The sequence below is a fragment of the Salinarchaeum chitinilyticum genome (assembly GCF_055390775.1).
In genome coordinates, this window is sequence record NZ_AP043888.1 from 1,959,798 (window position 1) to 1,986,107 (window position 26,310).

28 protein-coding genes are annotated in these 26,310 nt (G+C 69.1%); 11 read left to right on the plus strand and 17 right to left on the minus strand.

All coding sequences use genetic code 11. The features are described from left to right. Positions 1–143: 143 nt before the first annotated feature. Both ACZ5KP_RS09440 and ACZ5KP_RS09445 read right to left on the minus strand, forming a co-directional pair. On the minus strand, positions 144–1,250 hold the full coding sequence (locus tag ACZ5KP_RS09440; protein ID WP_460922085.1) for a glycosyltransferase: 1,107 nt from the start codon (positions 1,248–1,250) through the stop codon (positions 144–146). 262 nt (positions 1,251–1,512) lie between these two features. Next, complete coding sequence (locus ACZ5KP_RS09445; RefSeq protein WP_460922083.1) at positions 1,513–1,737, minus strand: hypothetical protein; 225 nt, start codon at positions 1,735–1,737, stop codon at positions 1,513–1,515. Between the two features lie 119 nt (positions 1,738–1,856). On the opposite strand from ACZ5KP_RS09445, the gene ACZ5KP_RS09450 reads away from it, so the two are divergent. After that, on the plus strand, positions 1,857–2,867 hold the full coding sequence (locus ACZ5KP_RS09450) for a glycosyltransferase (RefSeq protein ID WP_460922081.1): 1,011 nt from the start codon (positions 1,857–1,859) through the stop codon (positions 2,865–2,867). A 56-nt stretch (positions 2,868–2,923) separates the two neighbouring features. Here ACZ5KP_RS09450 and ACZ5KP_RS09455 read toward each other — a convergent pair whose 3' ends face one another. The 3 genes from ACZ5KP_RS09455 to ACZ5KP_RS09465 all read right to left on the minus strand — a co-directional run bounded on the left by ACZ5KP_RS09455 (position 2,924) and on the right by ACZ5KP_RS09465 (position 6,690). Continuing rightward, positions 2,924–4,744, minus strand: coding sequence for an ArnT family glycosyltransferase (locus ACZ5KP_RS09455; RefSeq protein ID WP_460922079.1), 1,821 nt, complete (start codon positions 4,742–4,744; stop codon positions 2,924–2,926). A 94-nt stretch (positions 4,745–4,838) separates the two neighbouring features. Further along, positions 4,839–5,921, minus strand: coding sequence for a glycosyltransferase family 2 protein (locus ACZ5KP_RS09460; protein ID WP_460922077.1), 1,083 nt, complete (start codon positions 5,919–5,921; stop codon positions 4,839–4,841). 181 nt (positions 5,922–6,102) lie between these two features. Further along, the gene (locus ACZ5KP_RS09465) at positions 6,103–6,690 is read right to left on the minus strand and encodes a DUF7474 family protein (RefSeq protein ID WP_460922075.1); all 588 of its coding nucleotides are present in this window, start codon (positions 6,688–6,690) and stop codon (positions 6,103–6,105) included. A 135-nt stretch (positions 6,691–6,825) separates the two neighbouring features. On the opposite strand from ACZ5KP_RS09465, the gene ACZ5KP_RS09470 reads away from it, so the two are divergent. From ACZ5KP_RS09470 to ACZ5KP_RS09480, 3 genes are all read left to right on the plus strand, one after another. Further along, a complete protein-coding gene (locus ACZ5KP_RS09470; protein WP_460922073.1) occupies positions 6,826–7,269 on the plus strand; it encodes a DUF7112 family protein in 444 nt (147 codons plus the stop codon). 430 nt (positions 7,270–7,699) lie between these two features. After that, positions 7,700–8,059, plus strand: a complete 360-nt coding sequence (locus ACZ5KP_RS09475; protein WP_460922071.1) for a DUF4260 family protein — start codon at positions 7,700–7,702, stop codon at positions 8,057–8,059. A gap of 131 nt (positions 8,060–8,190) precedes the next feature. Further along, positions 8,191–9,552: a hemolysin family protein gene (locus tag ACZ5KP_RS09480; protein ID WP_460922069.1), complete on the plus strand. Its 1,362-nt coding sequence runs from the start codon at positions 8,191–8,193 to the stop codon at positions 9,550–9,552. A 23-nt stretch (positions 9,553–9,575) separates the two neighbouring features. On the opposite strand, the gene ACZ5KP_RS09485 is transcribed toward ACZ5KP_RS09480, so the two are convergent. Continuing rightward, the gene (locus tag ACZ5KP_RS09485) at positions 9,576–9,977 is read right to left on the minus strand and encodes a hypothetical protein (RefSeq protein WP_460922067.1); all 402 of its coding nucleotides are present in this window, start codon (positions 9,975–9,977) and stop codon (positions 9,576–9,578) included. Between the two features lie 147 nt (positions 9,978–10,124). Here ACZ5KP_RS09485 and ACZ5KP_RS09490 point away from each other — a divergent pair, with 147 nt between their 5' ends. After that, positions 10,125–11,327 (plus strand): inorganic phosphate transporter, encoded by a 1,203-nt coding sequence (locus ACZ5KP_RS09490; RefSeq protein ID WP_460922065.1) that lies wholly within the window; start codon positions 10,125–10,127, stop codon positions 11,325–11,327. Between the two features lie 48 nt (positions 11,328–11,375). On the opposite strand, the gene ACZ5KP_RS09495 is transcribed toward ACZ5KP_RS09490, so the two are convergent. From ACZ5KP_RS09495 to serA, 3 genes are all read right to left on the minus strand, one after another. Next, a complete protein-coding gene (locus ACZ5KP_RS09495) occupies positions 11,376–12,080 on the minus strand; it encodes a DUF5828 family protein (RefSeq protein WP_460922063.1) in 705 nt (234 codons plus the stop codon). Positions 12,081–12,151: 71 nt separating this feature from the next. Beyond that, positions 12,152–12,442 (minus strand): hypothetical protein, encoded by a 291-nt coding sequence (locus tag ACZ5KP_RS09500; protein ID WP_460922061.1) that lies wholly within the window; start codon positions 12,440–12,442, stop codon positions 12,152–12,154. Between the two features lie 413 nt (positions 12,443–12,855). Next, entirely contained in the window at positions 12,856–14,445 is a 1,590-nt protein-coding gene (serA, locus tag ACZ5KP_RS09505; protein WP_460922059.1) for a phosphoglycerate dehydrogenase, read from the minus strand. Between the two features lie 123 nt (positions 14,446–14,568). Here serA and ACZ5KP_RS09510 point away from each other — a divergent pair, with 123 nt between their 5' ends. After that, positions 14,569–15,375, plus strand: coding sequence for an N-acyl homoserine lactonase family protein (locus tag ACZ5KP_RS09510; RefSeq protein WP_460922057.1), 807 nt, complete (start codon positions 14,569–14,571; stop codon positions 15,373–15,375). Positions 15,376–15,506: 131 nt separating this feature from the next. Here the strand turns inward: ACZ5KP_RS09510 and ACZ5KP_RS09515 are convergent, their stop codons facing one another. Both ACZ5KP_RS09515 and ACZ5KP_RS09520 read right to left on the minus strand, forming a co-directional pair. Further along, positions 15,507–15,791, minus strand: coding sequence for an amphi-Trp domain-containing protein (locus ACZ5KP_RS09515; protein WP_460922055.1), 285 nt, complete (start codon positions 15,789–15,791; stop codon positions 15,507–15,509). 88 nt (positions 15,792–15,879) lie between these two features. After that, a complete protein-coding gene (locus tag ACZ5KP_RS09520) occupies positions 15,880–16,299 on the minus strand; it encodes a dCTP deaminase/dUTPase family protein (protein ID WP_460922053.1) in 420 nt (139 codons plus the stop codon). A gap of 120 nt (positions 16,300–16,419) precedes the next feature. On the opposite strand from ACZ5KP_RS09520, the gene ACZ5KP_RS09525 reads away from it, so the two are divergent. Both ACZ5KP_RS09525 and ACZ5KP_RS09530 read left to right on the plus strand, forming a co-directional pair. Continuing rightward, the gene (locus ACZ5KP_RS09525) at positions 16,420–16,623 is read left to right on the plus strand and encodes a DUF5800 family protein (RefSeq protein ID WP_460922051.1); all 204 of its coding nucleotides are present in this window, start codon (positions 16,420–16,422) and stop codon (positions 16,621–16,623) included. Between the two features lie 152 nt (positions 16,624–16,775). Further along, on the plus strand, positions 16,776–17,390 hold the full coding sequence (locus ACZ5KP_RS09530) for a winged helix-turn-helix transcriptional regulator (protein WP_460922049.1): 615 nt from the start codon (positions 16,776–16,778) through the stop codon (positions 17,388–17,390). 82 nt (positions 17,391–17,472) lie between these two features. On the opposite strand, the gene ACZ5KP_RS09535 is transcribed toward ACZ5KP_RS09530, so the two are convergent. The 6 genes from ACZ5KP_RS09535 to ACZ5KP_RS09560 form a co-directional block, all read right to left on the minus strand. After that, on the minus strand, positions 17,473–18,300 hold the full coding sequence (locus ACZ5KP_RS09535) for a DUF7260 family protein (protein ID WP_460922047.1): 828 nt from the start codon (positions 18,298–18,300) through the stop codon (positions 17,473–17,475). After that, on the minus strand, positions 18,297–19,349 hold the full coding sequence (locus tag ACZ5KP_RS09540) for a metallophosphoesterase family protein (protein ID WP_460922045.1): 1,053 nt from the start codon (positions 19,347–19,349) through the stop codon (positions 18,297–18,299). The genes ACZ5KP_RS09535 and ACZ5KP_RS09540 overlap by 4 nt, the downstream gene beginning before the upstream one ends. 252 nt (positions 19,350–19,601) lie before the next feature. After that, positions 19,602–19,844 (minus strand): DUF7123 family protein, encoded by a 243-nt coding sequence (locus ACZ5KP_RS09545; protein ID WP_460922043.1) that lies wholly within the window; start codon positions 19,842–19,844, stop codon positions 19,602–19,604. A 257-nt stretch (positions 19,845–20,101) separates the two neighbouring features. Further along, a complete protein-coding gene (locus ACZ5KP_RS09550) occupies positions 20,102–20,578 on the minus strand; it encodes a hypothetical protein (protein WP_460922041.1) in 477 nt (158 codons plus the stop codon). A gap of 107 nt (positions 20,579–20,685) precedes the next feature. Beyond that, positions 20,686–21,141, minus strand: a complete 456-nt coding sequence (locus ACZ5KP_RS09555) for a GNAT family N-acetyltransferase (RefSeq protein ID WP_460922039.1) — start codon at positions 21,139–21,141, stop codon at positions 20,686–20,688. A 214-nt stretch (positions 21,142–21,355) separates the two neighbouring features. Further along, on the minus strand, positions 21,356–23,575 hold the full coding sequence (locus ACZ5KP_RS09560) for a CDC48 family AAA ATPase (protein WP_460922037.1): 2,220 nt from the start codon (positions 23,573–23,575) through the stop codon (positions 21,356–21,358). Between the two features lie 316 nt (positions 23,576–23,891). Between ACZ5KP_RS09560 and ACZ5KP_RS09565 the strand changes: the two genes are divergently transcribed. From ACZ5KP_RS09565 to ACZ5KP_RS09575, 3 genes are all read left to right on the plus strand, one after another. Beyond that, the gene (locus tag ACZ5KP_RS09565) at positions 23,892–24,305 is read left to right on the plus strand and encodes a hypothetical protein (protein WP_460922035.1); all 414 of its coding nucleotides are present in this window, start codon (positions 23,892–23,894) and stop codon (positions 24,303–24,305) included. A gap of 95 nt (positions 24,306–24,400) precedes the next feature. Beyond that, a complete protein-coding gene (gene larC / locus ACZ5KP_RS09570; protein ID WP_460922033.1) occupies positions 24,401–25,756 on the plus strand; it encodes a nickel pincer cofactor biosynthesis protein LarC in 1,356 nt (451 codons plus the stop codon). Positions 25,757–25,910: 154 nt separating this feature from the next. Then, entirely contained in the window at positions 25,911–26,153 is a 243-nt protein-coding gene (locus ACZ5KP_RS09575; RefSeq protein WP_460922031.1) for a hypothetical protein, read from the plus strand. Positions 26,154–26,310 lie beyond the last annotated feature (157 nt).

A 26,310-nucleotide genomic window follows, 5' to 3' on the forward strand; every position in this document is an offset into this window, starting at 1 on the left:
CCTTCGCTGCAGTGCTTACTTCGCCGGGGACGGATCGAGCGGTCGGCCCCTTCCAGTCCCGCCCGCGGTGGTGCGGTGGAGTCGATGTTCCAGTGGACGGTGTCGCTGCTGAGTCGTGGAAAACCGGGGTCGAGAAACGGTCCTCAGTCCGTGCCCGCTTCGGCGACGGAGGAGGACGCTGGCGTCTCCGTCGCGGCGGCCGTGTTCGGCGTCTCCAGCCCAGCGGCCTCGCGGTAGATCGACTGGAGCTGGGCCATCGTCCGGGTGACCGAGAAGCGCTCGACGGCGGTGCGGGTGTCCCACTCACTGGCGAGGCAGTCCTCGACGGCGCCGGCCATCGCGGGGACGTCGCCGTAGGGGAAGCGGTGGCCGTTCTCGCGGCCGATCGTGTCCGTGAACGGCGGGACGTCGGCGGCGACGACGGGCGTGCCACAGGCGTTGGCTTCCAGCGTCGAGAGGCCGAGCGTGTCGGCGGTCGAGGCGGTGACGAAGGCGTCGATCGAGGTGAGGAAAGCGGGGAGGTCCTCGCGGGGGAGGAAGTCACGGAACTCCACGTTGGGCGGCGCCTTCTTCTCGAGCTTTTCGCGGTAGGGCCCCTCGCCGACGATGACGAACCGGTAGTCCGCGAGCATCTCGGCGAGCTCGAGGATCTCGCCGACGTTCTTCTCGTTGGAGATGCGGCCGCTGTAGCCGATCACCGTCTCGTCGGGGTACCAGTCCTCGCCGTCTGGCTGGAAGAACTCCATGTCGATGCCGACCGGGAGTTCGACGTGGTCGACGTCGCGGTCGATCCGGCTCGTCGAGGCGGTCACGACGTCGAAGGTGCCGAGGAAGGCGTTCTCGTAGGGCACGTAGAGCTTGCCGAGGGCGTCGCCGAGCCGCTTGGACTTCACGCTCTGGTGGAAGTACTCCTCGACGGGCGTGTGGTGGGTGTAGATCGCCGGCAGGTCGTGTTTCCGGGCGTAGTAGCGCCCGAGCATTCCGACCGACGCCGGCCCGTGGCAGTGGACGACGTCGAGATCGGGAAGCGTCGAGGGCCGGCGGAACGTCGGGAGCCGGTAGCCCGCGTAGAACGGGTTGGGGAGCGAGCAGACGGGAATCTCGCGCCCGTCGGGCTCGTAGTCGCCGTCGGGATAGACCACGTACACCTCGTGCCCGGCCGCTTCGAGACGCTCGCGCCAGAGCTGGATGGTGTAGGTCACCCCGTCGATCTCGGGGAAGTAGCTGTCCGTGAAGAAGCCGATGCGCATGCTATCGATCCGCCTCCGTTCCGGCGACGCCGGTCGGCTCTGGTGCGCTCACAGCCATCCCGGCGAGCAGCTCGCGACCGCGGGATCCCCCCGGCCCGCGCGGTGGCCACGGCTGGCTCTCTGTCATGCTGGCTATAGGGAAACCAATCAGACAGAACGCATATCAAGGTTCCGTATCCCCGCTCGCGGCCGAGCGCCGCGGCGCTCGACGCCCCGGTCACCGACGGGTCGACGGCGCGGAGGCGTCGCCCCGAACCCCCAGTCACTCGCGATCCAGGAGATAGATCACGAACGCGAGGATGCCGCCGAAGAAGGTGAGAAAGCCCAGTCCACCGACCAGGACGGCCCAGATCGCGGCGCTGTCGTTGCCACGCTCCGTGGCGTCCTGATACACCCAGATCGCGAGGACGAACGGAAGGGCGAACAGTCCGAGGAGCACGAGAATCAGGATCTCGGGGCCGAGTGGAACGCCAGCGAGCGGGAGCATAATCTTCCGTTCCCGCTGCCGGAAGAAATTCGTTGTGGTGCGTCGCCGGCGGCCCCTGCCGAACTGACGGTCGGATGTGCGCATACTTATGCCGGAGACGCGACTACGATCTTCCAACTGTGACGACCGTCGGGGATCGAGAGCGCGGCGGTGCGAGCGCGGCCAGCAGCGGAACGATCGCGGTCGGGCACTACTGCGAAGGGGCGGGTCACGCGACGCGGATGCTCGCCGTCGCCGAGGCGCTCGCCGACGCCGGTTACGCGTTCGAGATCGCCGGCGGCGGCCCCGGCGAGCCGTTCGTCGAGGCGAACGGCTACACCGAGCATCCGCTCCCGACGGTGGATTTCATCGATCGCTACCAGGGAAACGGGGCATCGGAGGGATCGCTCCGCGCCGTCGCCGGCGGCATGTCGGACTTCGGCGCGCGGGTGCGTGCCTACGTCGCCTGGCTTCGCGAGCTCGACCCCGTCGCGTTCGTCACCGACGACTTCGGCGGCGCGGTCGCCGCCACGCTCGCCCGCGAGCGATTCGTCTACGTCTCTCACGATCCCGTCGGGTTCTACGAGACCCTCCCCGAACGGGCCAGCGCCAGGCTCCGCAACGGACTCCCCGCGGTGAGCGCGGCGAGCTTCTGCTTCCCAAAGGTCTGGTCGGGCGACCCCGTGATCGAGGGCGCGATGGAGGTCGGGCCGATGGCCCCCGTCGACGACACGCCCGAGTCGGAGCTCCCCGACGTCGACGTGCTCGTCGTCCCCAGCGCCTTCTCCGTCGACGAACGGGAGCTCGCCGCCGCCCTCGCCGAGCGCGACCGACGAACGACGCTGGTCGGCGGCGAGGACTGGGAGCTCCAGCCCTCGCTCCAGCCCTACGTCCGCGCGGCCGACCTCGTCGTCTGTAGCGGCTACTCGACGGTGATGGAGGCCGCCGTGGCGGGGACGCCTTGCGTGGTCCTGCCCGAAACCTCCGAGCAACGCGGCGTCGCCAGGGCGATCGCCGACGAGCGCGGGTTCGGCGTCGCCGAGACGATCGAGGACGTGCTCGGCCACCTCGGGACGCTCGACGCGCCCGTCGGCCACGAGAACGGCGCGCTCCAGATTGCCGACGTCGTCGACGACGCCGTCGAAGGGTAGCGACGCTCTCGGAGCGGACGCTCCGTCGGCGCAGTCCCGACTGGCTGCTCCGTCTCCTACGATCCCTCGAACGCGATCACCGTGATCCCGTTCGCGGGCCCTTCGATCACGACGCGGTGGGACCGATCGATCGTCTCGGCCTGTCCGTAGGGAACGATCGCGTAGCGGATCGCTGGATCGCCCTCGAGCTCGTCGGGCGTCGTCCGTTCGAGCGCCCGGTCGGCGTAGAAGTCCACGCTCATGATCGACTGCGTGTCGCCGTCCTCGCCGAGCCAGACGTGGACGGTCTCGCCCTCGGGCACCTCCTCGGCGATGGTCGTTCCGATCGCGCGTTGCTCGTCGTTGTAGGACTCGTGGAGCGGCGCGCCGTAGCTCGCGAGCAACAGGACGACGAGCAGGACGCAGGTCGCCGGGTAGACCGCCGCGCCGGCGGCTCCGCCCCAGCGCTCCGCGGCGCCAGCTTTGACCGCCCGCGTCGAGGGGAGTCGGGCACGGAACCCGGCGAGTGCTCCGGCGATGCGGCCCCGGCGTTCCCCAGCACTGTCGAGACGCGTCCCCGCGATCGCGTCGTCCAGTCGATCGCCGAAGCTGCCGTCCGCGATCCCGGCGACGAGGTGGCCAAGCAACACGGCGCCGGGGACGTACATCGGCAGGAGGTACCAGGCGTGGTTGCCGCCGCCGAAGACGAACGTGGCCGGAACGGCGAGCGTCCACCAGACGAGCAGCAGGAGGGTCGGATCGCTGCGGGGGCCGGTGGGGAGATATCCCCTCCAGCCGCCAGCAGCGTTGGCTTCCGATCCGCTGGAGCGCAGCCGGAGCCCGTCCGCGCGCAGGCGCCACCAGGCGAACGCAAACGCGAGGACGACGCCGGTGCCGAAGAACGGAATCGCGTACTGGTAGGGCGGCACGAGCGTTCCGGCGGCGAACTTGATCCATGGGTAGTTCAGGAATGGCAGCAGTGGCTCGGCGGGCGGCTCCGTCGCCTGCCCGGCGACGCGCTGGCCGACGCTCGTGAGGAAGTACTCTTCGACGAACAGGTCGCCGTGTTCGAGGTAGGCGTAGAGGTGCCAGGGGAGCGCGATGAGCGTCGTGCTCGCGACGGCGGCGACGGTCCAGCGGTTGAGATATCTGCGGAGGTAGATCGCGCCGACCGGCAGCAGGACGATCACGAACACGCCCGCGGCGAGCCCCTTGACCATGACCGCGAGGCCGGCCGCGATTCCGGCGGGCAGGAGGAGCCGTGGATCCTTCCTGCCCCGCCAGGTGAGCCAGACGAACAGCGAGCCGAACAGGGCGAGCGGGGTGTCGACGACCGCCGCCGCGCCGCCGTGGCTCCCCAGCAACATTCCCGGGAACGCGAGGAAGGCGAGCGCGCCGGCGAATCCAGCCCGGCGGTCGATCCCGCTCCGCTCGCCGTCGTCGTCATGATCGACTCCACCGCGGTAGGTCACCGTCGCGACGTGGTAGACGAGGGCGGCACACCCCAGGGTCGCGAGCGCGGTCGGGAGCCGCGCCGCGAACTCCGAGACGCCGAAGATCGTCATCGCAGTCGCCTGGAGCCAGTAGCCAAGCGGCGGTTTGTTCAGCCGGAGCTGCTCGCCGAGGGCGTCCTCGTGGGTCGGCACGCGTATCTTCGGATCGAGCCAGCTGCCGCCGTCGGCCATGATCCGGGCGGGCGTCGCGTAGCGGGACTCGTCCCAGACGCGAAGCGAGAGGTCGCCGAGGCCGTAGAGGTAGAGCGCGGCCCAGATACCGACGATCGCGGCGAAGAGGAGGTGGCCCGCCGTGAGGCCCGCCGGAAGGCGACGGGAGAGCGCGGCGAAGCGGTCGCTCGACGTTCGGGTCGGCTCCGCGTCGCAGTCCTGGGGCGTGGACACGTTGGATCTGCCTATCCCAGGCAGCCTAATATACGGTCGTGGTTCGCGCGTGGCGAGAAGGACGCCAGCGGCCCGACCTCCATCGTGCCCTCGATCACGCCGAGGACTCGTCGTCGCCGCGCTCGACGGACTCGATCCGGTAGGGCACCTCGCCCTTGTAGTGGATCTTCGTCAGCATCTCCGCGAGGACGCCGAACATCAGCATCTGGAAGCCAAAGAGGATCAGCGCGACCGCAAGTACCAGTCGCGGAAGGTGGGGCAACAGTGCGTCGCCGAGGACGTACTTCATGAACACCGCGTGGCTGCCGATCAGGCCGCCGACCGCGAGCAGGAGCAGTCCGATGCCGCCCATGATGTGCATCGGGCGCATCGAGTACTTGTTCCAGAAGATGTTGAACGCGAGATCGACGAACCCGCGAACCAGCCGGCCGGCGCCGTACTTCGTCGAGCCGTGGGTTCGCGGTCGGTGGTCGACGGGCTCCTCCGTGATCTTGTAGCCGCGATCGTAGAGCTTCGCGGGGATGTAGCGGTGCCCTTCGCCCCGCAGATTCAGCTCGTCGACGGCCTCGCGGCGGTAGGCCTTGAGCGTGCAGCCGAAGTCGTGGATGTCCGGGCCGGTGAATCGAGCGAGGTAGGTCTGGATCCCCGAGGGGATCGTCTTCGTGATCGGGTCGTCCCGGTCCTTGCGCCAGCCGGAGACGCAGTCGTACCCGTCGCCGAGCCGGTCGAGCAGCATCGGGATGTCCGCGGGGTTGTTCTGGCCGTCGGCGTCGAGCGGCACGACGTACTCGCCGGCGGCAGTGTCGAAGCCGGCACAGAGCGCCGCGCTCTGGCCGAAGTTCCGCCGGAGGAAGACGCCCGCGACGGCGTCGTACTCCTCGGTGAGCTCGCGAATGACCTCCGCGGTGCCGTCGGTGCTGCCGTCGTCGACGATCAGGACCTCGACCGGTCGGTAGGCCGCCATCGCGTCGCTCGCGACGACCTCGACGATCTCCTCGACCAGCGGCCGGAGGTTCCCGACCTCGTCGTACGCCGGGAGGACGATCGAGGTGACGACCTCGCCGGGCGACGCCGCGCCGATCGTCGCGGCGATCTCGGGTGCGTCGTCGCGTTCGTCGGCCGCCTCGCTGGCGGCCCCGGCGGCGTCCGTCGCCTCGCCCTCCAGATCCGGCCCCATTGGCGCGTGCTCCGACGCGCCGTCACTTAGCCATGTTGCTCTGTTATCGGGCGGCTCGGCGACGCTGGCGGCCTGCGGGCTCGTTGCTCGGGGCGTTCGGCGGCGCACCGGCTGGAGAACGTTCGCCCTGGGGCCGTTCAGCCCCCGCCAGCGTCCGTCCGTCGAAGCTCCCGAGCTTCGGTCACGCCCGCCGCTCGATGACTCGCTTGGCGGCGGTCGCCTTCTCCTTCCAGCCGTAGCCCTGGTCGTAGACGTGGCGCTTGTCCTCGACGAGCTTCTCGGGCGAGGACTCCTCGAACCCGCCGCGGGCCCAGGCGCCGCTCTCCTCGAGCCACTCGACGACGCGCTCTCTCGTCTCCTCCCAGGAGAGCCCGACCATCTCGTAGTAGGCGATCATCGCGAAGACGCCGTTGTCGTGGCAGCCGGGCACCGTCCCCTGCTCGTAGACAGTCCGCAGCGGCTCGTGGGTCGGCGTGCTGATCGCCTCCGTGCGCTCCTCCGGCGTCAGCATCTCGAGGGCGTCCCCGTCCTCGCGCACCCGGTGCTCGCGGCGGAGTCTGGCGAGCGCGCCGTCGTGCAGCGGCGACCACTCGCCGGGCACGCTTCGCCGGAGCTCCGTCGCCGGCAGCGGTCCCGTCGAGAGAATCGCCAGCACGTCGGTGTAGGCCCGCTCGATCTCCGAGCGGGAACGGCCGCCGAAGTCGCAGTCCGGATCGTGCAGGTCGGTGGTGGACCGGCAGTCCGGACACGGGTACGCGAAGTGCGACACTGGCGGTGCTTGCTGCTCCGCTCGCTTAGCCGTGACGGTCGTGCGAGTCGGTCCGCGTCGGCCACGGCCGGCGACGGCGGGCTCGCCAGCCCCCGCTTCGCCACCGTTTTGCGCGCAGAGCGCCCAGCGTCGTGCATGAACCGCGTGCGCTCCGACGCCCTCCAGACGATCGACGCGAGCCTCGTCGGCCACGGCGCGATCGACCGCCCGGCGATCGAGCTACCGGCGGACGTCGACACTGGCACTGACGGCACAGTGCCGACCGACGAGATGCTGCGGATCGTGCTCGACGGCTCGACCCGACGCTGTCGGTTCGAGACGTACTCGGGAAGCGTCCGCACGACCGGCGTCTTCGACGCGCCCGACCTCGTCCGCTCGCCCGCCGACGGCGAGAACCGGCTGCGGGAGTGGATGGACGACACCGGGCTGTCGCTGGGTCGGACCGTCCACCTCGACGTGATCGAGCCCGGGTTCGCCTACGGGCTGCGAGCGCCCGGGGCGTCGACCGTGTACGACGCGCCCTCGAGTTCGCCAGACGACTCGCTGGCTTCCATCGCCGAACAGCTCGACGGCGAATAGGTGAAGCTGTAGCTGTTCGTTGACTAGCTCGGACCGCACCGGCAACGGCTTGGAAGCCCCCTCCCGCTCGTCGCAGCTAACTCGCTGCGCGCTTCGCTCGGCCTTCGGCCTCGCTGCAGTGCTTACACCGACAGACTCGCTGCGCTCGTCTGTCGAGGTTCGCCTCGCCGAGGCTCGGCTCACCTTCGTTAGAATCGACGAGCGGTCACCGGGAGACCAAAGGTCTCCCGAGCAGACGGACGTAGTCCGTCAACGGCCCCTTCCATTCCCACCCGGATACTCTGTCGAATCTCGCGTTACCCCGGTGGATTGCGTCGCGGAGCGTCCGGCGGTGGTGGCGGTGGCCCCGGCGCTTCGGCGGTGGATCAGTTCCCGTTCGCTGCGGATGCGTTTGGTACACGCTTTTCTCTGCGGCCCGCGAGCGGCCTGCATGGACACGAGGCTGTACCTGCGGTTCGAGGCGCTGGCGGTCCTCGCGGCCGCTGGCGTCGGCTACTACTGGAACGGGGGCGGGCTCCTGCTGTTCGTCCTCCTGCTGTTCGCACCGGACCTGTCGTCGGCTGGCTACCTGCTCGGCGACGAGGTCGGTGCGTTCACCTACAACCTGGCGCACGTCTACACCTGGCCGCTGGCGTTGATCGGGATCGGGCTCTGGAGCGGCGGGGCGCTGGCGATCAGCGGCGGGCTGGTCTGGCTGTTCCACGTCGGCATGGACCGCTCGATCGGCTACGGGCTGAAGGAGGGGAGCTTCCGGGACACCCATCTCGGGCGGATCGGGCGCTCGGAGTGATCTTCGGCTGGGCGGCACCATCGGCACCACCGCGCCGATCGACGGATCGGGGGAATTTCCCGGTCAGAACTGCCCGTTTCCTCGTGCCAGGTCAACAGACTTACTTCAGTACCCGAGCAACTATCGGCTCGATGCATTGGGTGCCCGTACTGACGACTCCTGAGTTCGTCTTGCAGCTCGTCGACCCCTCCACGTCGACGATCACGATTCTCGGCGCGCTGGCGATCCTGTTGTTGCTGGGCCTGTCGGCCTTCTTCTCCTCCTCGGAGATCGCGATGTTCTCGCTCCCGGCCCACGCCGTCGACAATCTCGCCGAGGACGACGTTCCCGGAGCTGGGACGCTGAAGTCGCTCAAGGACGACCCACACCGGCTGCTCGTGACGATCCTCGTCGGGAACAACGTCGTCAACATCGCGATGTCGTCGATCGCGACCGCCATCGTCGGGATCTACTACAGCCCCGGGACGGCGGTGCTGGTGAGCACCTTCGGGATCACCATGATCGTCCTGCTGTTCGGGGAGAGCGCACCCAAATCCTACGCGGTCGAGAACACCGAGTCGTGGGCGCTCAAGGTCTCTCGCCCGCTGAAGTTCTCGGAGTACGTCATGCTCCCGATGGTCGTGCTGGTCGACTACCTCACGCGGATCCTCAACCGCGTCACCGGCGGTCGATCCTCGATCGAGAGCACGTACGTCACCCGCTCGGAGATCAAGGACATGATCGAGACCGGCGAGCGCGCCGGCGTGCTCGAGGAGGACGAACACCAGCTCCTCCAGCGCATCTTCCGGTTCAACAACACCATCGCGAAGGAGGTCATGACGCCGCGCCTGGACATGACCGCCGTCGACGTCGAGGCCAGCGCCGACGAGGCGCTGACGACCTGCGTCCAGAGCGGCCACGCCCGAATCCCCGTCTACGAGGGCAGCCTCGACAACGTCATCGGCGTCGTGCACATCCGGGATCTCGTCCGGGACACCCAGTTCGGCGAGAACGACGTGGACATCCGCGACCTCATCAACCCGACGCTGCACGTCCCCGAGTCCAAGAACGCGGACGAGCTCCTCAGCGAGATGCGCGAGGAGCGCGTCCACATGGTCGTCGTCATCGACGAGTTCGGCACCACGGAGGGACTGATCACGATGGAGGACATGGTCGAGGAGATCGTCGGCGAGATCCTCGAGGGCGAGGAGGACCAGCCCATCGAGCGAATCGACGACGACACCGTGGTCGTCCGGGGCGAGGTCAACATCGAGGAGGTCAACGAGGCCCTCGGCGTCGACATCCCCGAGGGCGAGGAGTTCGAGACCATCGCCGGCTTCATCTTCAACCGTGCCGGGCGGCTCGTCGAGGCCGGCGAGGAGATCAGCTACGAGAACGTCGACATCCGCGTCGAGCGCGTAGAGAACACGCGCATCCTCGAGGCCCGGCTCCAGAAACACGAGATCGAGGACGGCGACGCCGAGCTGCTGGCCGAGGACGAGGCCGAGAACTGACCGGCCGGCCGGCGATCGCCGGCTCAGACCGCGTCGACGTCCGTCGGCACTGCCCGATCCCAGCCGTAGGCCAGCGCCGCGTATCCGGCAGCCGCGCCGCCCCAGCCGAGTGCAGCCACGGGCACGCCGCCGGCATCGCCGAGCAGCCAGCGTCCAGCGAGTGCGAGCGTCACGAGCAGCGCGATCAGGTGGAGCCCGAACCCGCCGCGAACGACGAGGGCGTCGCCGGCCTCGCGGCGCCCGTCCAGGCGCCGCCCCGCGGTCACGACGAGCAGTCCGATCGGCACGCAGCCGAGTCCGACCAGGAGCGCCCCGACCGGCCACGGGACCAGCGACAGCGTGCCGGCGACCGCCAGCACGCCGCCGAGGACCCCTACCGCAACTCCAGCGAGGCGAACGACCCCCGCACGACGGTTCCGATCCATACCGACGGCACCCCCGCCGTCGCCAACTACGTTGCGCTCTCGAACGGGGCGCAGCTGGCGTCGATCCCTGGCGTGGTGCGGGCCGAACCCCCACTGCGTCGCCGAGCCCGGTAGCCTATTGTACCACGCGCGAGAACCGTCGGACGAATGGTCGACCCCGCGACGATCGCGACCTTCCTCGTCGCAGGACTCGCCAGTCTCTTCATGGCGTGGGCCATCGGTGCGGGCTCCTCCGGCTCGACGCCGTTCGCGCCCGCCGTCGGCGCCAACGCGATTTCCATCATGCGTGCGGGGTTCGTCGTCGGCCTGCTGGGCTTTGCCGGCGCGGTCGTCCAGGGTGCGAACGTCACGGAGGCCGTGGGCCGGGAGCTGATCGTCGGCGATCCGCTCACGGCCCAGGCGGCCGCGCTCGCGCTGACGATCGCCGCCGCGCTCGTCGCAATTGGAATCTTCGCGGGGTATCCGATCGCGACCGCCTTCACCGTCACCGGCGCCGTCGTCGGCGTCGGGCTCGCGATGGGCGGCGACCCCGCGTGGGCGAAGTACACCGAGATCGGCGCGCTGTGGGTGCTCGTCCCCTTCGTCGGCGGCGGCATCGCCTTCGGGACGGCACGGTTCCTCCGTAGCGAGGCGACCGCCGAGCGGGTCGCCCTGCCCGTGCTCGCGGGGGTCGTCGGCGCGCTCATCGCGAACGTCGACGTCGCCTTGCTCGGCGACGGCGGCGCCTCGATCGCCGCGGCGGCTGGCGGCACCCTGGCCGCCGAGGCTGGCGGTGGCGTCCCGGCCGCCGGCACCGTCGGCCACGGTCTCGTGACCGTAGCGTTCGCGGTGACGTTCGCCGTCGCGCTCTATCGCGAGATGGGGATCGACCCCTCGCGTGGCCAGCGACGATTCCTGCTCGCGCTCGGTGGTCTCGTCGCCTTCTCCGCCGGCGGCAGTCAGGTCGGGCTCGCGATCGGCCCGCTCCTCCCGCTACTCGACCCCTACGACGTCAACGTCTTCGCGGTGCTGGCGGGCGGCGGGCTCGGGCTCCTGGTCGGCTCCTGGACCGGCGCGCCGCGGATGATCAAGGCGATCTCGCAGGACTACTCCTCGCTGGGGCCCCGGCGCTCGATCGCGGCGCTGATCCCCTCCTTCGCGATCGCGCAGGCCGCCGTCCTCTTCGGTATCCCGGTCTCGTTCAACGAGATCATCGTCTCTTCGATCGTCGGCGCGGGCTACGCCGGCGGCGAGGGCGTCTCGAAGTCGAAGATGGGCTACACCGTGCTGGCGTGGATCGCGTCGCTGGTGCTCGCGATCGGACTCGGGTTCGGGCTCTACACCGTGATGGCACTGGCGTTCGGGCTATAGGAGCGCGGTCACTGCGTCGGGCCGCCGAACTCGGCAGGAATGGAACGCTCAGTTCGTCGTATGCTTCGAGCGGCCGTTGCCGTCCTCGACGGGCGTCTCGACGCCTTCGGCGGCCTCGACGTGTTCGGTCTCTTTCTCCGTGTCGACGTGCCAGCGATCGACCGCGTCCTCGTACTCGCGGAGGCGGTCGCCGACCTCGGTCTTCAGTTCGTCGTCGTTGACGTTCACTTCGAACACGAACCGCTCGTCGCCGCGACCCGACTGCTGGAGGTTCGCGCTGATCAGCGCGTTGTCGAAGTAGTAGGGCGCGAGCTGGGTCATCACGCGCTGGTAGACGGTCCCCTCGACCTTCCGGAGGGCCTTGCGGCCCGCGGAGTCGGCCGCGCGGGCGACGTACTCGATGGACTCGCCCCACTTCTCGCGGGCGCCGGCCGCGTCGCCGTCGTGCTCGAGTTTCTCGTAGGACTCGGAGAGCTTCTCGCCAGCGTTGCGAACGTCGTCCTCGGGGGATTCCCCTGCCTTCTCGCCCTCGCCCTCGGCGACGCTGGCCTGCTCGGCGGTCTTCTCGGGGACGTCCTCCTCGATGCGTTCGTGGGTCTTGGGGCGCCACTCCTCCCACTCGTCGAAGGCGTCGACGAACGGGCCGTCCTCGTTGACGTCGAGGTCGCGGAGGGCGCGGGTGATACGCTCGCCATGCTCGACGATCGCCGGCCAGTCGCCGGTCACGCGGAAGCCGGAAACGCGCTCTTCCATCTGGTGGGAACGTGGGTCAGTGGGGCTGCGTGAAATGCGTTCTGGCTCGCTGGTCCCGTGTCGGTGGCCAACTAGGCTCCGTAGATGAGCCGGCTGGCGAACGAGTCGAGCTTTGCGCGGAGCTTCCCGATCGCAACCTCGTGCCGCACGACCGAGGTCAGCTCGCGCTCGGAGAGCTCGATGCGCTCGCCGTCGAAGGGGTTCTGGCCGGCGGTAGCGGCGGTATCGGCGCCAGCAGCGTCGGCACCGCTCTCGCCACCGTCGCTGCTGCCAGGGCCCTCCTCGCCATCGACGGCCTCCTTGGCGTCGATAACCGTGGTGACGCTACAGCGGCCACAGGCCTCCGTGCGTTTCCCTCCCATGATCTGTTCTCGCGTGGGCGTAGGCGAAGAAGGCGGATAAACGTTGCCCGGAGCACAGTGAACTGCGAGTCTCGATTCCGGCCGACAGCACCGTCTCGGGGCCTCTCGGCGTGTAGCGACCGATCCGACCCGTCAGTACGGATCAGTACAGATATTTCGCTGCCAGGACGATTCCTGCGATGAGAACGACCGCTCCCACCGTTCCCATCGTGGCTGTCTCGTCAGGATCGCTCGAGAGTGCAAGTAATGCTGTGCCGAGATGCTGATCTGGAGCCCGACGAGGGCTCCTCTGACGTCGCTCTCCATGGTTGCTAGCAACAGCTCAGTGCTGGAATAATTATAGATGGCGACGTTCGCGGTCGGATGAACGACGTCGTTCCCGGGCAGTTACGACTACGCGCCCGAACGACTGCTTACTCCCGGCCGTCGAGCGTGATCTCGCGGACCTCGGTGATCCGGTCGTCGGCGAGCAGCTCGGCCTCGACCTCGTCGGGCACGGGGTCGTCGAGGTTGTAGACGGTCAGCGCCTCGCCGCCGATGGTCTCGCGGGCGTTGAACATCCCCGCGATGTTGACGCCTGCGTTGCCCAGCACGGTGCCGATGAGGCCGATGGTGCCGGGTTCGTCCTTGTTCCGGGCGACGAGCATCGTGCCGTAGGGAATCGCGTCGACGCGGTAGCCGTCGATGCGGACGATGCGGGGGTCCTCGCCGGCGAAGAGCGTGCCGTCGACGCTGATCTCCTCGCCGTTGTTCGCGACGGTGACGCGAACGACGCTCTGGAAGTCCTCGGTCTGGTGGGACTTCGACTCGGTGACGTCGACGCCGCGATCCTCCGCGACCTGCGGGGCGTTGACGGCGTTGACCTGCCACTCGAGGGGCTCGAAGACGCCCTTCAGGGCCGAGGCGGTGACGAGGTCGAGGTCCTCCTCGGCGATCTCGCCTTCGTAGCGCACCTCGACGGACTCGATTCGCCCGTCGAACAGCTGGGCGGCGATCTTGCCGGCGGTCTCGGCGACGTCGAGGTACGGCTCGATGCGAGGGAACGCGCTCTCGTCGACGGAAGGCGCGTTGAGCGCGTTCAGCACTGGCTCGCCCTCGAAGGCAGCCAGCACCTGCTCGGCGGTGAGCGTCGCGACGCCGGTCTGGGCGGCGGCGGTGCTCGCGCCGAGGTGGGGCGTCGTGACGATCTCGTCGACGTCGAGGATCGGGGAGTCCTTCGGGAGCGGCTCCGTCTCGTAGACGTCCAGCGCGGCGCCCTGCATGACGCCGTCGGCCACCGCATCGGCGAGCGCGTCCTCGTCGAGGATACCGCCGCGTGCGCAGTTGACGACGTAGCCGTCCTCGAGCTGTGCGAACTCTTCCTCGCCGAGCAGCCCCTCGGTGTCGGGAGTCAGCGGCGTATGGACGGTCGCGACGTCCGCCTTCGCGAGCGCGTCGTCGAGGTCCTCGTAGAGCTCCGCGCCGATCTGCTCGGCGCGCTCGGCGGAGATGTAGGGGTCGAACGCGACCACGTCCATCCCGAGCGCGTCGCACTTCTTGGCGACCTGCTGGCCGACGCGGCCCAGCCCGACGACGCCGAGCGTCTTGCCGTTGAGCTCGGTGCCGAGGTAGTCGCTCTTGGCCCACTCGCCGTCCTGCAGGCGGCTGTGCGCCTGCGGAATCGAGCGCGCGGCGGCGAAGATCATGCCGACGGTGTGCTCGGCGGTCGCGCGGACGTTCGGGTCCGGCGCGTTCGCGACGATGACGCCGTGGTCGGTCGCCGCTTCGATGTCGATGTTGTCGACGCCGATGCCGGCACGCCCGACGATGACGAGCTCCTCGGCGGCGTCGAACACCGCCTCGCTGACGTCGGTGCCGGAGCGGACGATCAGCGCGTGGGCGTCCGCGATGGCTTCGAGCAGCGCGTCGCCCTCCACGTCGTAGGCCGTCTCGACCTCGTGGCCCGCGTCGCGGAGCGTTGCGATACCTTCCTCCGCGATGGGGTCGGTGACGAGTACCTTCATACCTCCGGCAAGCCGTGGGGGGCCGTTAACGGTTGCTATGTGGGCGCCAGCGGCTGCGCTCGCCGTGTGGCTTGGTCACACACTTGGGCCGAAGCATTTGCGCCTGGAGCGGCGAGTACGCGCATGGTCGACGCGACGATCCAGGGCATCCACCGCGGCACGATCTGCAGCGACGTGAACTTCCACCTCGAGGCGGAGACCGTCGCGACCGCCGCCGAACCGGCACCGACCGCCGAGCGGATCGCGACGCCGATCTACAACCTCGTGATCGACCATCCCGACGCGACGATCCTCTGGGATACCGGCTCCCATCCGGCAGCGGGCGAGGGGCACTGGCCCGCCGCTACCTACCAGGCGTTCGAACAGCCCGACGCCGCGGACCACCACCTGGTGGACGATCTCGCGGACGCCGGCTACGACGTCGCCGACGTCGACGCCGTGGTCTGCTCACACCTTCACGTCGACCACGCCGGTGGCCTCCAGGCGTTCGCCGGCACGGAGACGCCGATCTACGTCCACGCCGAGGAGCTGCAGTTCGCCTACTACAGTGCCTGCACACCCGGTGGGGACGGTGGCGGCTACGTTCGCGAGGACTTCGACCACGACCTCGCGTGGCAGCTCCTCCACCGGGACCGCGTGGAGCCATTCGCGGACGTCGAACTCGTCCGGCTTCCCGGCCACTCGCCCGGCCTCCTGGGGATGCTCGTCCACCTCGACGACCACGGCTCGGTGCTCTTCGGTAGCGACGTCGCCGAGCTCTCCGCGAACTACGAGGACGAGCGGCCGCTGGGCGCATCCCTCCTGCGGGACCGACAGGCGTGGGAAGACAGCATTCGGACGCTGAAGGACCTCGAGCGCCGCCACGACGCCGAGGTGATCTACGGCCACGATCCCGACCAGCACGAGCGGGTGCTCGCGGGCTGGGAGTAGCGCGGACGTCGCGGTTCGAGCGTCGGTGGCTTCGCTCCCGAGCGGACCGCTCCGTCCCCGGTCCGGTCGCTCCGTCCTCGATCCGGCCGCTTCGTCCCCGGTCCGGTCCTTCGCCCCCGAGTCCGGCCGCCTTACTCGATCGTCAGCTCCCCGGCTTCGGTGCCGGTGGCTTCCTCGGCCTCGTCCCACTCGATCTCGAACTCGACGGAGCGCTCGGTCATCGCGCCCTCCGGCCCCTCGTGTTCCACTTTGACCTCGAAGGTCGGCTCCTCGGGCACGTCGAGGGTTACCGACTCCTCGCCCTCCGTGAGCGTGAACGTCGCGCCGCGGTCCAGCGACTCGGCGATTGCCCGCAGGTACTCGGCGATCTCCGCGCGTTCCATCCGGCCCTCGCTCTCGAAGACTGTCTCTTCCATACCCGTTCCTACGGCAGGAGCGGAGATAAAGGCGTGCGTCGGTACCCGCTTTCGGCTGAAATCGGGGCCCCTCGACCGGAGCGGCCGATCAGGGCGCCAGCAACGTCGAAACCCGGGCGTTCTCCTTCAATCGGAGGCCGGCGCCGCCGACTGACAGTGGAATCCGCTCGATCGACTCGACGTGGAGCGTCGGGTGGCTCGCGCCGCGTTCGAGGACCGCGTCACGGGGCTGGAGGACGAGTCGATCGCTCGCTGAAACGGTCTCGTTGAACTCGACGAGGTACTGTCCCGCGTCGAGGTGCCACCACTGGTAGTCGTCGGATTCGTTTCGCCAGACGCGGTCGTGGGGCTCCAGTTCGGCGGGTTCGAGCTCGCCCCCTCCAAAGTCGATGCGGCCCGGATCCGTGATCTCGTAGATCTCGGCTGCGGTGAGGTCGATCGCCGTCCCCTTCTCGTGGAGCTGCGTCGGCTCGTGGACGATTCCATCGACGTGGTCGGTGATACTCATACCCGGGTAATCGGCTGCGGCGGGCAAAAACGGTAGGCCGTCGCGGCGAGTGGGCGCGATCGGACCGGCGGTATTCGTTGCTGCCGAGGCGCTTTTGCCACCCCGGGACGAACTGCAGGTATGACGTCACTCGCGTTCGACGAGCAGGGCGTGGACGTCGTCTACCAGGGCACCGAGTTCCGCCTCGAGAAGGAGCTCATCGAGGAGGCCACCCAGAAGAACTACTGGGAGGTCACCGACCACGAGGTCCTCCAGATGGTCGAGAAGGGCCCGGAGCTGCGCGGGGAACCCCGCCGCGTCGGCGACATTCTCCGCGCGAACTGAGCGACCGTCCGTGTTCCGCGGTATTCGATCTCTCCGGGGCTCCCGATACTCCCCCGATCCATACCACCGCAATCCGCCGACGCAACCCTTTTTACCGCGCGCACCGGGTCACGACCAACGGACGTAACCGTCCAACCGCCGTACTTTCACCAATGACAGACCGGGGCGTCGACGAGGACAAGCGGGCCACGCTGCGACGATTCGCAGCGCTGGGTGCCGCGATCCCGACGGGTCTCGCGGCCTCCGGCAGCAGTGCGGCGGCGGGCAGCGACGCCCGCGAGGCGATCGTCGGCTACCTCTCGGCCACTCCCGGCGCTCACTTCTCGAAGGTCCGCGACGACCTCCGGCTGGGCACCGGCGAGACCCAGCACCACCTCCGGCAGCTCGCCGCCGACGGCGCCGTCGTCCGGGAGGAAGACGGCGACTACGCGCGCTACTACCCCGCCGACACGTTCTCCGACGTCGAGCGGACCGCGCTCGCGGCATTACGAAAGGAGACGCCGCGGGCGATGGTGATCGCACTCCTCCGGGAGCCCGGTCAGTCCGGCACGAGCCTCGCCGACGCCGCCGGGGTCTCCCGCTCGACGGTCAGTCGTCACGCGGGTGCTCTCGAGAGCGCAGGGCTGCTCGGGCGCGGCGAGGACGGCTACGCGCTCGAACAGCCCGAGACCGTCCTGTCGCTGGTGGTGCGGTACGCGAACTCATTCGACGCCGACGCGGTCGCCCTCGCCAGCGAGGCGGACGAGCTGATCGCGTTCGATCCCTGAGCGTGCCGACCAGTGCGACGAGCAGTCGATTTTCGATCGACGCCAGCGGAGCGTTCGCTCGCTGCCAGACGACGAGGTTACCTCACTGATCGTCCGCCCCTCGACCGATCGTCGTCCGGCGTCGTCGCTCGATCGCTCGCCGGAGCTCGTCGATCGCCGCGAGCACGGGCCGATCGGCGTCGAGGTCGCGATAGCACAGCGACCGGAGGTCGCCGTCGACGATCCGTTCCTCACAGCCCGGCGGCGGCCCGGCCTCGCCGTCTGCCGGCTGGTTCTCGGCTGGCGTCCGTCCCTCGTCACTGTCCCGTCCGTCGCCACCCAGCGTCGCCCGTCTGCGCCGAGCGAGCGCGTCACAGCGCTCTCTGAGCACGGCGAGGCGGAGTCGCGCGCCGTTCTCCTCGCCCGCGCTGTCGTCGAGTGACTCCAGGCTGTCCCACAGTTTCTCGAGGGCGTCCGCTGCAGTGGCGACGGCGTGTCTCTCGGCGTCGATCCGATCCACGAGTTCGTCGCGGGCGCGCCAGCAGCGCCGGGTCGCGTCCCGGATGGCGCCGACGGCGGGCGCTTCGAGACGCCGATCGCACGTGCAGTCGAACGCGATCGTGGAGCCGAACTCCGCCGCCACGCTCTGGGCGAACGTGTCGCCGTACTCCGATCGATAGTGGGGAACCGCCATCACGGTCTCGCGGTAGTGAGACTCGATCGTCGCCGTTCGAACGGGGGCGTCGAGGGCGAGCAGCCGATCGCCGAAGCTCCGAAAGGCGGCGCGTTCGTCGCTCAGGATTCGGCGCTCGACGCGGAGGCATCCGCGTGCAGCCTTGAGGCGGTCGTCGACCCTCGATCGCGGATCCATCTGCCCGTCGTCCATCGAGCTGGGGGACTGCTTCGACGGCGCGTCGTCCGGAGCACTCATGGTCGCCGGAGGGGTGTGGGCGACGCAGTCCGCTGTGGGGAGGGATCGCGCTGGGCGTCGACGGCCGGGAGGTCGCCGAAGTAGCCGTCGGTGACCGCGCTGCGGACGGCGTCGCCGCGGCTGCCCGCTCTACAGGCGGTCTCGTAGGCCGACTCGAGCCCGGCCCAGTCGGTCAGCGGGACCAGCGAGACGGTCGTGCCGCGGGGCTCGACGTCGATCAGGAGGTAGGACGGCGGGAAGGCGGTCGTGGAAGGCGCTCCGACGACGTTGCATCCGCGGTAGCGCGTCGCGGTCGGCCAGCGGAGGTGGCCGCCGATCGCGAGCTCGACGCCGGCGTCGGCGAGCACGTCGGCGGTCCTGGCTGGCGAACGCACCCTGTGCCGTCGGTCGTCGAGTTCGTCGTCGAAGGTGCCCGGGAGCGGCGCGATCGGGTGGTGGGTCAGGCAGATCGTCGGGTCCGGATCGGCGCGAGCGGTTCGCGCGATCCAGGAGCGCTCGGCGCGCGTGATCGCACCGCCGTGCGTCGCGGTCGGCACGGCGTCGTCGCCCGTCGCGGTGTCGACGCCGAGCACGGTGACGCCGTCGATGCGGCGCGCGTAGGGACAGGCCGTCGGGCCTGCGGCCGCGGTCCAGTCTTCGGGATAGGGCGGTTCGCCGTCGGCGGCGACGTCGCGGTCGCCCGGGACCGTGATCACCGGCGCTGGCGCGTCCCCGAGCAGGTCGGCGGCGAGTTCGTGCTCGACGCCCGCGCCGGTCCTCGTGAGGTCGCCAGCAACGAGCACGGCGTCGACGTCGAGGCGCTCCGCGTCGGCGAGGGCACGCTGAAGTCGCCGCCGGCTCGGCTCGCGTTGCTGCCGGGCGGTCGTTGCCGATCCCTCCTCCGCTACGGTCGGTCGCTGGCTGTTCCCCGGCTCCGTCAGGTGTGTGTCGGCGAGGACCGCGAAGGTGGTCTTGGGGCCGCGCGGTCGATCGAACCGCGCGAGGGTGGCGGCGACGCCGCCGACGCCGTCGCGAGTCGTCGTGGGCTCCCGTACGTCCGGTTCGGACATGCTCCACCTGCTGCTACCGTTCCCATCACCTTCAACCTATCTTAAAACTGATATATCGTGCAGGGGTTGGCTCCGGAGCACTCCGTACGGCTCACGTCGTGCGATCGTCTCGCGTCGTCGTTGCGGAACGATCGACCCGAAGCCGCGATCGAGTTCGGCGTGATTCGAGCGGCAACTGCGAGAAAAACGGGCCGCAACCGCACCGCAACCGTGGTCCGCGACGGAAATTTGGGGTCGGCGCGGCTACGCCCCTTACACGGTCACCTTCCAGGTGGTCGACGACGAGTACCCCCACCGCTCGACGTTGACGTCCAGGTCGCCGTCGGCGATGGCGGTCATGTTCGTCCCCACCTCTTTCGCGCTCAGGCCCAGTTCCTCGGCGATGAGCCGGGACTTGAAGTAGGTCTTCGCGGGCACGTGCTCGCGAAGGTAGCCCAGGATTCGCTGTTGTTTGTCCGAGAGGCTGGTTGCCGAGGCCGCGGCGGTCGCGCTCATATTCGTCTGGAGGGCTGGGACTCCCTTAGCGGGTTTGGTACGGTCGTGCAACGCAGCGCCCGCTTGCGATTTCCTGCTCGTGTGGTGCTCACGACCGAACGGTGATCCCGGCTGAGCGACCACAGCGGTGACCATTGGTACGGTCGGGCACGCCGGTCGACGGCGCCCCGGAACGCCGTCCGCCGATCACGCCGGTCGGGAGCGTCCCGATCAGCGAGCCGGGGGCGTGGAGAGTGAGAACGCTGTCAGCGGGAGGATCAGGGCCGGAGCGGCACCGCCCCGTGCCCGTTGGTGTCCAGGAACTGGCGATTCCGTTCGGGCCATTCGAGCAGGCGATCTCGGAGGAGCGCACCGTCCGCCGTCGTCGGATCCGGGCCGCCGAGCGCGGCCGAGAGGGCCAGCAGGAGGCCACCGCCGTAGCCCAGCAGCACGGTCACGCCCGTCAGCACGGTGATCGAGACCACGACCCGGCTCACTCGCGTGAGCGGCGACGGATCGGTCCCGGCCGTGGCCGCGCTCCCGGACAGCCGTCGGCCAACCACTGCGAGGAAGGAGCCGCCGATCACGAGCACGACGAGTGCGGTCCCGCCGTAGGTCGCCGTCGCTGGGAGCCCGCTGGTCACGAGCAACGCGTAGACCACGGCGACGTCGATCAGTACCATTGCGATCCCGACGACGATCGTGGCGACCCCAGGTGGGCCACCGTTCTCGAGCGACGCTTCGGCGGGAGACATGACGGTAGGTGGATGGCTCGGCTCCTTCAAGCTACTGGGCCGGTCCCGACCGGCGCGTCACTGCGGCCATCGCCGGCTCCCCGCCGAGCCGCGGTGTGCAACCGCGGTCAGTTCTCGTCGAGATACCGGACGTAACCGGTCTTCTCCTCGCGATCGAACCCGCAGTCCTCGTAGAAGCCGTGCACGGCGGCTGACTCGCGCCCTGTCAGTAGCATGACCTTGAAACAGCCCGCGTCGTCCGCGACCTCGAACCCGTACTCGACGGCGGCCGTCCCGAACCCCTCGCCGCGGTAGTCCTCGTGACTTACGACGTTCTCCATCACCGCCCACGGCTGCACGTCGTGCGTGAGGTTCCGGGTGACCGAGACCATGCAGGTCGCGACGACGCGATCGTCGCGTTCGACCGCGACGATCGTCAGCGAATCGTCCGCGCGCATCCGGTCGAACTCCTCGCGAACCGTGGGGTCGTCGGGATCGAGCGACTCGTTGCTCGTGCTCAGCATCTCGTACAGCTCCAGCAGCTCGTCGAGTTCGTCGGCGCGGATGGATCTGGCCGTGGCCATCGGAGTCGTTCGATGCTCCGCAGCCGGGGATCAAGTGCGTTCCCCACCGCTGCTGCACACTGGCATACCGCGAGCGCCGTCAGGCGCGAGCGGTTTCGCTGGTCGCGAACTTCGTGAGCGACCAGATTGTTTTTGGTGGAGATTTTTGCGAGGAGTGGTTCTCGCAGGTCGCGCTTTGCGCGACCGAGGAAACCCGACGAAGTAAAAAGGTCCGCTATTGGAAACCGATTCGACTGCCTCTGCGGCCGGGCTCGGCACTGCCGCCGCGGAACTCCTCTTCGACGCCGTCGTAGTACTCGAGGAGCTCCTCCGTGATCGTCGGCCGGACGGTCTCCATGCCCGCTCGGAAGTGTTTCATCTGGACCTCCTCGGCATCGTCGTCGTCGCGCAGCGCTTCGATGGCAGCCTCGCGCGCGATCGTCTCGAGGTCGGAACCGACGTAGCCGTCGGAGCGCTCGGCGATCTCGCGGAGGCTGACGTCGGCGGCCAGCGGCGTGTCGTCGGTGTGGATCCGGAGGATCTGCTCGCGGCCCTCCTGGTCGGGCTGGCCGACCATGACGAGGCGGTCGAACCGTCCGGAGCGGATCAGTGCGGGGTCGATCATGTCCGGGCGGTTCGTCGCGCCGATGACCATGACGTGCTCCATCTCCTCGAGGCCGTCGAGCTCGGTCAGCAGCTGGTTGACGACGCGCTCGGAGACGTTGCTCCCCATCTCCTGGCTCCGGTTGGGCGCCAGCGAGTCGAGCTCGTCGAAGAAGATCACCGTCGGGGCGACCTGGCGGGCCTTCCGGAACGTCTGCCGGATCGCCTTTTCGGACTCGCCGACCCACTTCGAGAGGAGCTGTGGCCCCCGCACTGAGATGAAGTTCGCGTTCGTCTCGTTGGCGACGGCCTTCGCCATCAGCGTCTTCCCGGTGCCGGGCGGGCCGTAGAGCAGGATCCCCTTCGGCGGCTCGATCCCCATCCGGACGAACCGCTCGGGATCACGCATCGGCCACTCCACGGACTCCTTGATGTCGCGTTTGGCATCGTCGAGACCGCCGACGTCGTCCCAGGAGACCTTCGGGAGCTCGACGAGCACCTCGCGCATCGCGGAGGGCTCGACCTCGTTGAGCGCGCCGCGGAAGTCGTCCCGTTTGACGATCATCCGGTCGATGAGGCTCGGCGGGATGTCCTCCTCGTCGAGGTCGATCTCGGGGAGGTAGCGGCGCAGCGCCTTCATCGCGGCCTCCTTCGTCAGGCTCTCGATGTCCGCGCCGACGAAGCCGTGGGTCTCGTCGGCGAGGTGGCCGAGGTCGACGTCGTCGGAGAGGGGCATCCCACGAGTGTGGATCTGGAGAATCTCCTCGCGACCCGTCTCGTCGGGGACGCCGATCTCGATCTCGCGGTCGAAGCGGCCGGGCCGTCGCAGGGCCGGGTCGACCGAGTCGACGCGGTTCGTCGCCGCGATGACGATGACCTGGCCCCGGCTCTCGAGGCCGTCCATCATCGTCAGCAGCTGGGCGACGACCCGGCGTTCGACCTCGCCGGTGACGTCCTCGCGCTTGGGCGCGATGGAGTCGAGCTCGTCGATGAAGATGATCGACGGCGACTCCTCGGTCGCGTCCTCGAATATCTCCCGGAGTTGCTGTTCGGACTCCCCGTAGTACTTCGAGATGATCTCCGGGCCGGCGATAGAGAAGAAACTCGCAGAGGTCTCGTTGGCGACTGCCTTCGCGAGCAGCGTCTTGCCCGTCCCCGGCGGGCCGTGCAGCAGGACACCCTGTGGCGGCTCGATCCCCAGTTTCTTGAAGATCTGGGGGTGTTTCATCGGCAGCTCGACCATCTCGCGAACGCGCTGGATCTCGCCGGAGAGGCCGCCGATGTCTTCGTACGTGATGCCGCCACCGGTCTTCTCGAACCCGGAGATGGGCTCCTCGCGCAGCTCGACGTCGGTGTCCTCGGTGACGAGGACGACGCCCTCGGGCTCCGTTTCGACCGCAATGAGGGGGATCGCCTGCCCCGGCGACCGCATGAACGGATGGTTCGTCGAGGACATGACCGGGACGATGTCGCGCTCGACGACCGGCCGCTTCAGAATCTGGCGTTTCACCATGCCGGCGGCGTCGGAGCCGAACTGCACCGAGGCCTCCTCCGGCGGCGCGAGCACGAGCGAGTCGGCTTTCGTCGCTTCGGCCTTCCGGATCTCGACGCGTTCGCCGATGCCGACGTCGGCGTTCTGGCGCGTGAACCCGTCGATGCGAACGGTGTCGGTGTTCCAGTCCTGGCGGTCGGCGCGCCAGACCTTCGCCGCGGTCGAGTCCGCGCCCTCGATCTCGATGATGTCGCCGGGCGAGAGCTTCAGGTGGAGCAGCGTGTCCGGATCCAGCCGGGCGATGCCTCGCCCAGAGTCGTTGGGGTAGGCCTTCGCGACTTCGAGTTGGACTTCGTTCATTGGTGGGGAGGGTTGTGGCGTGCTCGGGTGCGGTGCCCGATATGTCTTGTGCTGGTACGCGACCGTCTACTGGCCCTGGATTTCGGTCCTGGCAATCCTGGGCGGTTGCCACGCGGTACCCCTCGCCTCGACCGCGCCGAGTGTCCCGTATGCATGGTTCGTGCTAACGTACCTAACTCCGGTGTCTGCCGACTTAGGAATGTCGGCGACATCGTCAGACGAGCGTCCGACGGCACCCGGTCGGGGGCACCCGATCGGTCAGTCGGCCGGACCGTTCCCCGATGCATTTAGTAACCCGGCGCGTGCCCTCGACACGATGGTGTACACGGACCCAGACGAGGTGCCCTGGAGCGCGTACCTCGCGCTCGGCGGCGTCTTCGCGGTGATCGTCGCAGCGTTGCTCCCCTGGTTCGTCCAGAACGGCGATCCCACGACGGGGCTCGAGTACGACGACGGCTACACCACATTGGGCGTCGCGCTGGGTACGCTTGCGCTCGGTGCGGCCTTCGAGTGGGGCGTCGTCACGCGGCTCGGCGGCGCGCTCGCGAGCGTGGTCACGATCGCCGTCGGCTACAACGCCTGGGACCAGGTCAGCGACTACCCGACCCACGAGCCGAAGCTCGGCCTCTATCTGACGCTGTTCGGCGGTGGGGCGCTCCTGCTCGCCGTGATCTGGGGCTCGCTCGAGGCACACGTGCTCGATCGGGAGACCAGCGACGACGCCGCCTGACGCTGGCGCGTCGTGCCGATCGAGGACGCTACCGCCGCATCTCGTCCCCCCGGCCGACCGCGGTGCTTTTCGGGACGCCCTGCGTTCCCGAACACATGACGACGCTCGCGTTCGACGGTCGGACCGGTGCGAGCGGCGACCTCCTCCTCGGCGCCCTGCTGGCTGCCGGCGCGGATCGCTCGGCGTTCGACCCGGTCGAAGCCGCGCTTCCCATCGCCTACGACGTCGCGTCCGTCGACGAAGTCGGGATCGAAGCCACGCGGGTTCGCGTGCTCCGCGACGAGTCCGACGGCGACGACGGGGGAGACGATCACGGCAACGGTCACACTCGCGATCACAGTCACGCCGATGACGACGGCCACGGACACGAACACGGCCACAGCCACGATCACCACCACGAGGGATCCCACGACCACGCCGACGACCACGACGCCACGCCCGCCGAGGGCCACGGCCCTCACCGCTCCTACGCCGAGGTCCGCGAGATCGTCGGGGAGCTGCCGATCCCCGAGGCCGCTCGCGAGGACGCACTTGCCATCTTCGAGCTGCTTGGCGAGGCCGAGGCCGCGGTCCACGGCACCGACCTCGACGCGACGCACTTTCACGAGGTCGGTGCCGACGACGCGATCGCGGACGTGGTCGGTGCGGCGGTGCTCCTCGACGATCTGGACGTCGATACCGTGGTGACGACGCCCGTCGCCGCCGGCGGTGGCGAGGTCGAGTCGAGCCACGGCACCTACCCCGTCCCAGCACCCGCCGTCGTCGAGCTGGCGGAACGCGCGAGCTGGGAGCTCGAACACGGGCCGGTCGACCGGGAGCTGCTGACGCCTACCGGTGCGGCGATCCTCGCGCACGTCGCCGAGGGCCGGACCCGCGTTCCGCCGCTGCGCGTCGCCGGCTCGGGCTACGGCGCCGGCGGCTACGACCTCGGCGACCGCCCGAACGTGCTCCGCGCGGTCGTCGGCGAGGAGCGCGCCGCGTTCGAGTGCCAGCCGATCTCGGTGCTGGAGACGAACGTCGACGACGTGTCGCCGGAGGTGCTCGGCGATCTCCAGGACTCGCTGGCCGCGGTCGGGGCGAAGGACGTCTCGATCGTCCCGACGACGATGAAGAAGTCACGGCCCGGCCACCTGATCAAGGTGATCGTCGACCCGGCCGACTCGGCGGCGGTCGCCCGCCGGCTCGCCGAGGAGACGGGGACCCTCGGTGTCCGCGAGGCCGGCGCGGCGCACCGGTGGGTCGCCGAGCGCCGGATCGAGTCGGTGACCGTCGAGATCGACGGCGACGCCCACGAGCTCCCCGTCAAGATCGGGACGGACACCGACGGCGAGATCTTCGACGTTAGCGCCGAGTTCGACGACGCGGCGGCGCTCGCGCGGGAGAGTGGGCTTCCGGTCCGGGAGGTCCGCCGGCGGGCGGAGGCTGCGGCGCGGGACCGACTCGAGCGATAGCGCCGGGAGTGGTTCTGTTGGAGCGTTCCGTTGGCGATCGACGTACGTTCTGTATTCGGTGCAATTCTGTCCTGAATGGCCCTTATATCGATAAAATGCCTAGCGTTCGTATCAGGGTCAGCCTTTTACACTACCATGCGGACGATTCACGTGGATGCCGACCACAGACCGACCACCGAACGACCTGGCGCCCGATGCGATGCCCGACGAACTTCCACACTCGGCGGCGACGACGCCCGCCGTGGCCACCCCGACGCGAACGACCGGCGTCGGGACAGTTCGGACCGCGACACCGGGCGCGACCGACTGTCCACACTGTGGCACCGGGAGGATCAACTGCCACGGCAGGCTCGACTGCCCGGAGTGCACGTGGACGGAGGCGCGATCCGCCGCGTAGGACGCCCGGCCGACCGACGGTCCGTCCGGCCCGTTCGCCTCACGATCCTCACTTGACTGGCATACACGTCCGATCTCGGCCCGGTGGTTGTCCCGGGCCGATTTCCGTTCCTGCAGCACGCTACCGACGCACAGCACGGCGTCGAACGCCGTGCTCC